8 protein-coding genes and 3 pseudogenes are annotated in these 8,990 nt (G+C 69.7%); 4 read left to right on the top strand and 7 right to left on the bottom strand.

From position 1 onward, the window contains the following. Positions 1-2 precede the first annotated feature (2 nt). The 3 genes and pseudogenes from PHK61_RS31290 to PHK61_RS31280 all read right to left on the bottom strand — a co-directional run bounded on the left by PHK61_RS31290 (position 3) and on the right by PHK61_RS31280 (position 1,366). On the bottom strand, positions 3-587 hold the full coding sequence (locus tag PHK61_RS31290; RefSeq protein ID WP_274284950.1) for a substrate-binding domain-containing protein: 585 nt from the start codon (positions 585-587) through the stop codon (positions 3-5). Between the two features lie 190 nt (positions 588-777). Continuing rightward, a pseudogene (locus tag PHK61_RS32220) lies at positions 778-951 on the bottom strand (LysR family transcriptional regulator); the annotation flags it as partial. Between the two features lie 88 nt (positions 952-1,039). Continuing rightward, positions 1,040-1,366 (bottom strand): globin domain-containing protein, encoded by a 327-nt coding sequence (locus tag PHK61_RS31280; RefSeq protein ID WP_274284948.1) that lies wholly within the window; start codon positions 1,364-1,366, stop codon positions 1,040-1,042. Positions 1,367-2,225: 859 nt separating this feature from the next. Between PHK61_RS31280 and PHK61_RS31275 the strand changes: the two genes are divergently transcribed. Together PHK61_RS31275 and PHK61_RS31270 are read left to right on the top strand one after the other, a co-directional pair. Then, complete coding sequence (locus PHK61_RS31275) at positions 2,226-2,699, top strand: hypothetical protein (protein WP_274284947.1); 474 nt, start codon at positions 2,226-2,228, stop codon at positions 2,697-2,699. A 928-nt stretch (positions 2,700-3,627) separates the two neighbouring features. Beyond that, positions 3,628-4,314, top strand: coding sequence for a hypothetical protein (locus PHK61_RS31270; protein ID WP_274284946.1), 687 nt, complete (start codon positions 3,628-3,630; stop codon positions 4,312-4,314). 794 nt (positions 4,315-5,108) lie between these two features. Here the strand turns inward: PHK61_RS31270 and PHK61_RS31265 are convergent. Next, positions 5,109-5,547, bottom strand: a pseudogene (locus PHK61_RS31265) (Fur family transcriptional regulator); the annotation flags it as partial. Positions 5,548-5,907: 360 nt separating this feature from the next. Between PHK61_RS31265 and PHK61_RS31260 the strand changes: the two are divergent. Continuing rightward, positions 5,908-6,354: an alpha-crystallin domain-containing protein gene (locus PHK61_RS31260; protein WP_274284945.1), complete on the top strand. Its 447-nt coding sequence runs from the start codon at positions 5,908-5,910 to the stop codon at positions 6,352-6,354. Positions 6,355-6,992: 638 nt separating this feature from the next. Continuing rightward, complete coding sequence (locus PHK61_RS31255) at positions 6,993-7,409, top strand: hypothetical protein (protein WP_274284944.1); 417 nt, start codon at positions 6,993-6,995, stop codon at positions 7,407-7,409. Positions 7,410-7,477: 68 nt separating this feature from the next. On the opposite strand, the gene PHK61_RS31250 is transcribed toward PHK61_RS31255, so the two are convergent. From PHK61_RS31250 to PHK61_RS31245, 3 genes and pseudogenes are all read right to left on the bottom strand, one after another. Beyond that, positions 7,478-7,834 (bottom strand): hypothetical protein, encoded by a 357-nt coding sequence (locus PHK61_RS31250; RefSeq protein ID WP_274284943.1) that lies wholly within the window; start codon positions 7,832-7,834, stop codon positions 7,478-7,480. Beyond that, positions 7,807-8,265 carry an MFS transporter gene (locus PHK61_RS32215; RefSeq protein ID WP_420791472.1) on the bottom strand — a complete coding sequence of 153 codons (459 nt, stop codon included), beginning with the start codon at positions 8,263-8,265 and terminating at the stop codon, positions 7,807-7,809. Before PHK61_RS32215 ends, PHK61_RS31250 begins: the two co-directional genes overlap by 28 nt. After that, positions 8,156-8,862 (bottom strand): annotated as a pseudogene (locus PHK61_RS31245) (MFS transporter). Before PHK61_RS31245 ends, PHK61_RS32215 begins: the two are co-directional and overlap by 110 nt. Between the last annotated feature and the right edge of the window lie 128 nt (positions 8,863-8,990).

The raw sequence follows: 8,990 nt of genomic DNA, 5'->3' as shown, positions 1-8,990 counted from the left end.
CGTCAACCATCAACTGACCCGCCAACGCCAGTTACACCGGTCATCAGACAGTCCCAGGGCCTGTACGGCGGCGGCCGGGGAGTCGGAGTGCTTGCTGATGAGGCCTGCCTCGACGCTCGGCATCGGTCGGTCCATTCGCAGCGCTGTGAGGGTGTCACCGGCGTCGTCGTCGGCGTAGGCGGGACGGAAACTCCGACAACTCCCATCCCGGCCGCTGTCGCGAGGAATCGGGCTTGGATGCCGTTGATCTCGAGTGTGGTGTCGGATGGCCCCAGGTCGATCTCGCGGAGAACCTGCTCGTAGTGCACCCATTCCACGTCATCGAGCGGGGCGGTGATCAGCCCGGCGCGTGCGACCTGGGCTGCGGTCACGGTCACCGCTCGAGCTAGGGGGTGACTCGGTGCGACGAGCAGGGTGAACCGGAGCTGGTGCAGGCGCTCGTAGCGCACGTTGGTCGGCACCTGCCAGCCCTGCAGGTACGCCAGGTCGAGCTCGTCGTCGAGAACGTCCTGAGCCAACGCCACGCTGTGCCCGAAGCGCACCGAGAGCAGTACGTCGGGATGGGCCCTTCGATACGGCGCCAGCACCTTGTCGAAGAAGAAGGGCTGCTCGAACGCGATGCTGACCCGAGGTCGCCTGTTTCGCGTGGTCGTCGCGAACGCTGCGCATCAATCGCTGCTCCTCGCGCAGCATCCGCTGTGCGCGGCGGTACACCTGCTCTCCGGCTGGTGTCAGTCGTACGGTGTGCTGCTCGTAGCGCACCAGCGGCGCCTCGAGGTGGCGTTCGAGGCTCTGCACGTGGAAGGAGACCGTGCTCTGGCTGAGCCCGAGGTGATCCGCGGCAGCCGAGAACCCGTGGTGCTCCACCACGGCGACGAAGACGCGCAGCTTCGCGAGGTCCAGGCCCACCGCCTCATCCTCCTCGCACAGAGTGCTGTTGACCGACGCCATGTCGGACGCCCTCCGCGCGATCAGACGACCACGGTTGCCTCATAGTCGGCCCGGGCCTGGCCGGTCGGGTCGAGCAAGTCCCACTCGCTCATCCAACCCCGCGTGCGTCGCCGAGCACGTCCACGATCGCCCATATGAGGTTGTCGTGCACGACCTGGTACTGGTCGGGGCGGATGCCCAGCGACGCATGCTTGTGCGCGATGCGCGACAGCAGGTTCTCCGGCACGCGCTCCGGGCCGCGGACCAGCGCCGCGGCGAACGCGGCGACCGACCCGGCCAGCGCCGGCTGATGCTCGCCGCGGGCCTGGTTACCGTGGTTGAACGTCCCGTCGAGAAGCTCCGGATGGGCGTCGAACATGTGCCGATAGAAGCGTTGGGCGATCTCGCCGACGTGCCCACGGGCGCCCTGCGCCAACCCCAGCAGCCGGTGTCAACACGCTTCCCGCCTGCACCGCCGCCGGCAGCTCGACATGCCGCGTCGGAGCCGGTCGAAGGGCCACGAGCTGGAACACGAAGGCGGCCACGACGACCGTGGCTCGTGGCGCCCGCCCCGGCGCCGCGGGCCGGTCCATTGCGGAGACACCGCGGGTGTGCCGGCCCGATCCCGGGCTCGGGCCACGACCTCGGGAGCGCGGGCAGGACCGGATCGAAGCTCGGCCGCGTCTTGCTGAGGCGAAGTTCCTACTGGGGGTGTGTGCGTTCCCGTCCCGTTCGTCGATCACGTCACTCCTGCAGGCCCATCTCACGGCCGGTCGTGCGCATCGCTCTACCTACAGCGAAGTGTTACCTCGCCATCCAACATTGGTCGTCAAACGAGCACGCCATCCGCGACCGGAGGGCGTTGACTCCGCCATCAAGCTGTCTCCACAACCGAATGCCAGTCGATGATTCGAACGATCGCCGCAATGGGGGAGCTGCCGATCGCCTCCGCACTTCCAGCTGATCAACACCGTCACGAGAAAATACTTCCCGTTCGTCCGCAGCGGCTCCCGGCGACGCCGTGGACACTTGGGACGCCCCCACCTCGGGCGTCCGCCGGCCCCGCCGTTCAATTGAGAGCGGCGGGGCCCGCCCATCTCATGAGGACGCCGAGGGCGCTGTGGCAACGTCTTCCGCCCACTCGATAGTGGCCGCCGCCTGGGCGTCGTGATTCCGTTTCCCAGCGTGTCTCAGTGCCTCAACCTCATGTTGAGCTTTAGGGTCTATCCCCACCGGTCGCGGAGCGCAGTCCGCGCGGCGTCGGTGACTGTGCCGGACGACAGGGAGACCAAGAGATGTGGGAATGGTGCGAGGACGCGAGGCGCGGAGGGCGACGGCTTGATGCGGTCAGCATCTGGGCCCGGCAGGCGCGCGACGAGCAGGCGGACGAGTCGACGCCAATCTTCTGCGCCATGGCGTCGGCCTGGGAGGACCGGCAGCGGCAGGTCGCCGGCGGCCGCAACGCCGTCGACACCGCCCGCCACCGTGAGCGGCATGCGGGGGTGCCCGAACCGCGTTCGGGATCGGGATCGTCGCCAGATCAGCGGCCGCGCGACATCGGCCGCTCGCGGAACCTCGCATCGATGAACACGATGCCGCCACCCGCGCCGATCAGCACGCCCGAAGGCACGCTCGAGTATCGCGCGAAGCACCGACGTGAGGCACAGGTAATGCCGTTGACAGCTGGTGGGCGGCACGCCCTGCAGCTGCGCGAGGAAGACACCGGCCGCCACGTGTGCGAGGTCGTCAGACTGGTGCCCCGAACCTGACAGCCCGTGGCCGGCACACCCCTGCCGGCGGGTGCGGACGAAGCTGGTCAAGCCGGCAAACCGTCCGGTCCGGGTCGACTGCGACCCCGTGCTCCCCGAGGCGCTCGGCCAGCAGCTCGTGCAGCCGGGCCACCCGACCACGCCCTCGGGCGGCAGCCGGGCGCACGCCGGGCGGCGGCAGAGATCACCGAGCAGGGGGCGCACGGTCTGAGCCTGGAGCTGACCGGCGCTCCCTCGCCGGGAGTGTCGACCCGCCCGCCGCGACCAGCGCCGACGCTCCAACAGATGGCCAGGCAGCCCCAAGTGGCGCCGTGCGCCCGACCATCACCGGCCCCGTGTCCTTCTCGTCCTGCCCGCTGTCCTGGCCACCCTGGTCTCCGCCGGTCGTTGCCTCGGACCTGTCGTCGTGGGTCTCGGCGACGCCGCCGGCGGCGCGTCGGCCTGGTCAGCGACGGCCACCAACCCGCGCGGCGAGGACCCGGCCCGGCCTGGCCCCACCGCGAGGGCCCGGCGCGGCGGGCGCCACCGGCCCGCCGACACTGCCTGATGCCGTCCGCCGACATGCCACAGCGCGGAGTTCTGTCGGGGAGCGCCGCGGACGCCCCTCGTCGGTGTGATCGGACGCCAGGGCGCCGACGACGGTCAGAACAGTTGCCGCGGCATCCTGGTCGCCCGCGGCCTCGGGGGGCAGCTCCGCGATGGCCAACGGGCGCGGGGCGTGCCGCTGGGTCCCACGTCCGCTCGGCCGGACCCCCGTGCGGGGCCAGAGGTACTCATACCGACGGATGGTCGAACTTGCTCAGGGCTCCGCTCAGGACCGTAACCCCGGCGTGATGGAGGGCGACAGGTCACCAACGCGCCTCCCTCAGCGGGAGGCCCCAAGGAAGGGGAGTCGGTCTGGCTGCCCTCTCACCATGTGGAGGTGTGAATGGCGGTACGCCTCGAGGTCACCCCGACCGGTCTGCGCGTGCACTTCTCCGGCACCGACCTGCTCGCCGCGTGCTCGCAGGGGCTCTTCGTGCCCTACACGAGGGTCCTCGGGGTCCGGGTGATGACACGAGCCGACGCCGTCGCCTCGAGCCCCCGCTTTCCCTCTCCGGGCCTGTGGTGGTCGCAGCGCTACCGCGCCGGCTGCTGGGGGGTCGGTGAACGTCGCCAGCTCTGGAGCGCCCGCCAGGGCACGCATGTGGTGGTCATCTACCTCACCGGCCGGCCGTTCCACCGTGTCGTGGTGGAGGTCGACGAGCCCGAGCGGGCTCACCGACGGATCGACGCGGCACTGCTGCGCAGCAAGAAGACCAGCGCTCGACGCTCAATCCGTAGTCACAGGCGATCCGCCCCCGCGCGGGGATCGGCGTCGGCGATGGCGCCGCTCCTGGAGGGCCAGCGGGAAGCGGGGAGTCGCTCCTGCGAATCCGTTTCTCCCACTCCGGCGCCTCCGCCACCATGGTCGAGCTCCGCGATTGCCAGCGGCACACACCACGACCGCGCGGCCACCGAGGATTCGGCGCCGAGCGAGATCGACCCGAGCGTCGCCGCGCGACTGCGCCTGTACGAGTACCGCTCCTCGCTCTCGCGAGGACAGCACCCGAACCGGACTTGTCTCGACGCTTGATGCTTGGTCGGACTCGGTGGCCGGTGGTTCTAGGTGAGCCCGCTGAACGTCAGGACCTCTGCCGCTGCGCCGAACGTGTTGAGATCTTCGCGCAACGTCGGCTCGTCCCCGTCGCGCGGCCGTAGGGCGTGTCGTCCGCCCTCTACTGCCGCCGTGGCGAGCGGACGGCGCCGGCGCTGCGCGCGACGGGTCAGCTCGTCCTCCAGCGAGCGGTTCCGCGCCGGGGGCGGGGGCACCACGCCCGCCGGGACGAGATCGCGCCCGCTCGCGCCCCGAGGCAGCTGGACGGGCAACGGTCCTGACCCCGAACGGGGCTCGGGCACCCAGCCAGACCCATCCCTCTCGCCGACGGGCGCAACGCCCGGACGGTGGCCGGCGACCTCGTGGTGCTGGGCGCCGTACGGAGGGGGTGGCGGCACCGCGGGGAGATCACGGGTGCGGCCCGCGTCCCGCGGTCGTTGGACCGGCAGCGGTCCCGTTCCCGCCCGCGTCGGCCCGTAGGCGTCCGCGATCGCCCGCAGCTCGGCGTTCGAGCCGAAGACGAGGTCGACGAAGGTGGCCGTCACTTGGCCTCACCGGTCGCGCGGTTCCGCCATCACCTCGACGATGTCCCGCTTGAGGCTCGACGTCGAGGCCTCGAACTCATGCGCGTACGTGGTCGTCGCCCATCGGGGGTCGGAGCGGGCCGAGTGCTGGCGGAGGGGTTCTAGATCCAGCCGGTTCAGCCACCCAATCCCGGTTCGTCCGCGGCCGCTGGAGGGACGCGTCGGGTGACGACCCACGTGTGGCAGAGCCGCCGGGACGCAGTTGGGGCATCGGCCCCAGGAGAAGCCCTCGGCTTCGTCGATCTCGTAGCCCGCGTGGTCGGCGGCCGCGAGGTCGAGGGCGCCGCTCATCTCGCCCTCGACGTCGGCGAGGCCACGGCACGACCGGCACACCATGTGATCGTGGTTGTCCCCCACCCGCGACTCGTACTGCGCGGTGGAACCCTCGGGCTGGGATGCGCTGTACGAGGCCGGCCGCCGTCAGAGCACGGAGCACGTCGTCGACGGCCTGGTGGGACACCTCACCGAAGCCTGCGCGGACCGTCCCAATGATCGTGTCCGTGTCCGCATGCGGAAGGTCGGGCACCGCAGCCAGAACCGTGACCCGGGGGACGCGCCACACGCAGAGAAGCCCGCGCAACCTGCGTTCGAGGTCCGAGGTCGTGGGCACCAGTCGAGTCTGAGACATGCGTCTTCAGCTACTCAAGAAGCACATCTACGGCACCGGTGCCTTGTCCGGGCAGTCGAGATCGGCCTGTCACATGTCGGGGACGGGAAGCTCAGAGTGGATGTCGCGGGGTCCGGCGCAACCGCAGCCAGTGATGTCGGGAGCCCTGCACGACGCCCTGCCCATAGTCGCGATGACATTGCGCCGATTGTCTCGCCACCGAATGGCGCCGTATCACTTTTCAGCGCGCCGCCGGTATTCTCCGAATGTCGGCACTTGCTCAGCGGAAGGGCGTCACCGCACACCGGGAAGGGTCGCCGCCACGCGGTCCTCCACGGTCGGCCGTGGCGATCTCCGCGCGGAGCGGACAGGGAGCACGGCATGGCTCGGATGATGATCGCCTTCGTGGGCGCCTACATCTTGGGCCGCATGAAGAAGTTCAAGCTCGCCATTGCTTGGTTCGGACTCATGACGGGCTACAAGCTCAAGCTCTCGCCTGAACAGCTGCTCGAGCAGGGCTCCAAGCTCGTGGAAGCCTCACCGCAGCTCCAGCAGCTCGTCGCTGCGCTGCGGGGACCACTGCTCGAGGCTGTGAAGGAGGCGGCCACGTCTACGGCCAGCACGCAGCTCAGTGGGCTCGCCGACCGGCTGGCGAGCCGCATCGAGGACCTCGGCCGCGCGCCCGAGCAGCCGCCCACCGCGTCCGGGAGCGCCCGTCGCGACAGGGACACCGACAGGGCGCCGGCCGCCGGCAGTCCTCGCCGCGCCTCCGGAGGTGGCGCCCGCTCCGGCGCCTCCTCCGATCGCCGCCGACGCGAGGGCCGCTGATCGAGGGTGAATCTGCCCGGGCTGCTTCCACCGGCCCGGGTGTCGGCGCTGCCGACAGGGACGTTGACGTCGCCCGAGCCCGAACGCACAGTCCAGTCGTTGTGCCTACCTCTGGACCGTGAGCTGGAGAACCGAATGCTCACCACCGACTCTGCGAACCCTCGGAGTCGAGCTCCCGATCCCTGGCCACTGCGGTGGCGAACGCCGGCGGCTATGAAGACGGGGCCCTGCGGGCCGCCGGCGTCATCATCGGGGTGGTGAAGCGGAACCGCTTTCAGCGGACGTACCACCCCGTGGCGCGGGCGGGCCCGCCTGCTCGCCGGCATGATGGGCACATTCTGGGGAGACCCGACCCCCTACGTCGAGCGAGCCCACGCGGTCGGGACGCGGGTCTTGGCCGCACGCGCGCCTCCACAACATACGGCAGCAGACGTGACTCTCGTCCACTGGGTTCGGGGTTCGAGTCCCTGACGGCGCACCTTTCTGCAGCTCAAAGCCCTATGGAGCGATCTTCGGGCGTGACTCTCTTTGCTTGCGGGCATGCCTACTCCTGACGGTTGCGCTGCTGGAGATCATCTCAACGGGGAGCAAGAAGGATCTCTGGCCGATCTTCGAAGATGGCGTTGGGCGCGTCGACCGTGAGCATCGTCGACGTCGGCGCCATCCAGATCGGATGGTGGTTGAGGCCGGTGCGGTGGTTCGGTGAGCACGACGACTTCGCCGGCGGCATCGCCAAGCTCGCCGAGGGCGTCCACCCATTCCGCGAGGCCTTCCCAGCCGCCGTTGCGCAAGGCGGTGTCGAAGTCGTGCCCGATGGGGCGCAGCGGCGCTCGCGGCGTCCAACCGGTGGCGAGCAGGGCTTTGACCCGGTGCTGTCCCCGGACGACAGCGGCCGGTTCTTCGACCTCGCCCTGGTCAGCCTGCTCGACTCCGATCGCGCCCGAGCCCCGGCCACGCCCCTCGCGGGCAAGCGGATCGTCCCCGCGATCGCTGAGCAGCCCAGCTCGATCTGCTCGGCCGCCTCGTCGTCGTCCCGGCGGTGGGATCCGACGTGAGAGGAACGGGACGACGTGCTGCCCCGCCCGGGTCCCGGACGGGGCAGCACGAGTCGTCGTCTCCGGCGTCAGGACAGCTGCCTGGCCATCTCCTGGTAGCGCTCGAGGATCTCCTCGGGATCGCCGGTGCCGTAGAACCCCCATTCGAAGTCGGGCAGGATCAGGCTGCTCCGCATGCTCAGGGACTGGAACTCCGGGTCCGCCGCGAGTGTCACCAGGTTCTCCGTGTCGCCGCGGAGGACGACATAGTCGCCCCGGTTCCCCTGGCCCGAGGTGAACCACATGTAGTCGGTGATGCGTCCGTCCGATCGTGCCTTGTCGAAGAACGCGTGGGTGTCGCGGGTCAAGTCGACCAGCGCCGCTTCGCGCCCCGGGACCACCTTTGCCGAACGGAGAATTATGGCTCCCTGCATCTCACACTCCACTCGTCGATGATGTGGGCCCGCGAGTGCATCTCGTCGTGACGGTCCGACGGAGGGTCGCCGGTCGCGGATGTGGGGGTCGACGGTCCCTGGCCCGCAGCTCTCCGCGATGCCCGGCGGCAGGCCAGGGCAGGCGGGGTGCGCCGAACGGGGCGCGCCGACGACGACCACGACAGCCGCCGGCTCGTGCCCGGCGAGGTGTGCGCTGGTCCCGGTGCCCTCCAGCATCGGACCGCTACAGGACGTGCGGGGGTGTGTTGCCGGCAGCCCGGACGGCCTTGGGGACCGCGGCCACCACAACGAACCCGATCACGAAGAAGACGATCAGCGAGATGATCGCCATGCGGGATGAGCTGGCTGAACAGCGACCGACTCAGCGCCTGGCTGCCGCCGAGCACGGTGCCGAGAAGTGCGCCGAGCAAGACGAACGGCACCGGCCGGTGGGCCGGCAGCACGTACGCGACGGTGACCAAGATCCACAACAACAGGGCTGAGCAGAACGGTCTTCCAGGCGCCGAGTCGGCGGGCGACCCAGCCCAGCAGCAGGGCGCCGAAGAACGCCAGGAACAGGAGGATCGTCTGGACCTGCACCGACTGGTCGAGGCGCAGCTCCTTGTGGGCATACACGCTCGCCAGTGCGATCACGGTTTGGATACCGTCGTTGTACATCACGTAGGCGAGCAGGAAATACAAGGTCAGCGGGTAGGCCTTCAGCCCTCGAAGGGTGCGGCTCAGCTGAACCCGTCGAGAAGGTACGGTCCGCCGCCTTCGCCCGCGACCGCGGGCCGGTTGCGCAGTTGCCGCAGCGGTATCGTCGTGAACCCCGCCCACGAGACACCGGCCGAGACGATGCTCCATCGGGCGATCTCACCGGCGGACATGCCGAACGTCGCGGCGCCGCTGACTGCCGCCACGTTGAGCGCGAGCAGCAGACCGCCACCGATGTACCCGACCGCCCAGCCGATGCTCGAGACCCGGTCGCGCTCATCGCGGCCGGCGATCTGCGGAAGAAACGAGTTGTAGACGACCACGCTGGCACCGAAAGCGATGTTGGCGACCAGAAACGGCTGCGTTGTCGACGATCGATCCCAAGTACGGACCTAACCCGGATCTTTCATGATCTTGGTGTTGGTGATCGTTGCGCGGCTCGGTGGCCGGT

It is taken from the genome of Actinomycetospora lutea, assembly GCF_028737205.1.
Taxonomy (GTDB): domain Bacteria; phylum Actinomycetota; class Actinomycetes; order Mycobacteriales; family Pseudonocardiaceae; genus Actinomycetospora; species Actinomycetospora lutea.
The sequence above is the reverse complement of the archived record's forward strand: the minus strand, read 5'-3'. Positions and strand labels throughout refer to the sequence as shown.

Bases quoted from the DNA above. Each gene is read 5' to 3' on its own strand.
- PHK61_RS31275 (WP_274284947.1), top strand. From the start codon at position 2,226: ATGTGGGAATGGTGCGAGGACGCGAGGCGCGGAGGGCGACGGCTTGAT.
- PHK61_RS31260 (WP_274284945.1), top strand. From the start codon at position 5,908: ATGGCTCGGATGATGATCGCCTTCGTGGGCGCCTACATCTTGGGCCGC.
- PHK61_RS31270 (WP_274284946.1), top strand. From the start codon at position 3,628: ATGGCGGTACGCCTCGAGGTCACCCCGACCGGTCTGCGCGTGCACTTC.